The following is a 1,017-nucleotide window of genomic DNA, read 5'->3' as shown; positions in this document are numbered from 1 at the left end:
CCTCACTCCGCGACGCTCATCCCCTGGTCGTAGGAGCTGTCCTTCAGCGCTAGCCAGGCCAGCTCCCACGCGTCCATCGGGCGCACGTCCCGCAGCACCGCGAGCAGGTCGTCCTTCGTCGCCAGCTCGCCCGTCACGTCCGTGAGCGCGTTCCCCCGCACGGTGACCAGCGTCGAGCCCAGGTCCACATGATCGCCCCAGATTCCCGGGGCTACTTCCTCGCACGCGCCCGGCACCTCGGAGCCGCAAGCCTGCTCGGCCGTCAGCCCATAAGGTGCCTGGACGGTGACGGCCACCTCCAGACCATCGCGCCGGCGCTTGTAGTGGAGGAAGAGGATCCCTTCCTCCTCGTCGACGGAGTCGAGACGGTATTCCGGCTGGTCGGTGGCGATGACGGGCACGTGTTCACGCGCCATCGTCTGTGCGGCGACCAGCCCCGAGAGGGGTCTCTCCCCCAGGACGGCGGCGATGCCGAGGACGAGGACCGTCCCGATGGTGGCCAGGCGCGTCACCATGCGCAGCGGCAGCACCGTGGCCCCGGCGAGCAGGTAGCCGACCGCTCCTATCCCCATGAAGGCCAGAAGGCTGCCCCACCCGCCCATCTCCGCGATCTCGGCGGGCGGGACCGGAGCCGCGATGAAGCCCATGACGACGAAGACCGGTCCCAGGATCGAGATCAGCCACCACAAGGGCAGCCTGCCCCAGAGGGTCAGCAGCGTGCCCGCGGGCAAGGGCATGGCCAGCATCGCCAGGAACACGAGGATGTTGTCAGTCACTACTTGCGCCAGGGCGGCTTCCCCGACCCCGATCACGGCCCCCACCAGGGCCGCCCGGATTAAGGCGTTCATGCCCCGATCATGGACCATGATCGGGGCATGAACGTCAAGCCTTGGGCTTCAGCGTCCACGTCGAACACCGGACGGCATCGGCGACCACCACCCGCCCTACTGGGGGCCAGACCAAGTACGAGAAAAGGGGTAGGGTCCTGCCCTGCCTGAGATATCGCTGATCAGTGGG

1 protein-coding gene is annotated in these 1,017 nt (G+C 68.1%); it reads right to left on the bottom strand.

The window, feature by feature from the left end:
* Positions 1–2: 2 nt before the first annotated feature.
* Positions 3–848 carry a hypothetical protein gene (locus tag FAF44_RS53315; RefSeq protein WP_237111140.1) on the bottom strand — a complete coding sequence of 282 codons (846 nt, stop codon included), beginning with the start codon at positions 846–848 and terminating at the stop codon, positions 3–5.
* Positions 849–1,017: the final 169 nt, after the last annotated feature.

The sequence above is a fragment of the Nonomuraea sp. MG754425 genome, assembly GCF_021699195.1.
GTDB lineage: Bacteria > Actinomycetota > Actinomycetes > Streptosporangiales > Streptosporangiaceae > Nonomuraea.
This window is presented reverse-complemented; position numbering and strand designations above follow the sequence as displayed.

What these genes read in the sequence shown, in the direction of transcription:
- FAF44_RS53315 (WP_237111140.1), bottom strand. Translation starts at nt 848, where the DNA reads ATGAACGCCTTAATCCGGGCGGCCCTGGTGGGGGCCGTGATCGGGGTC.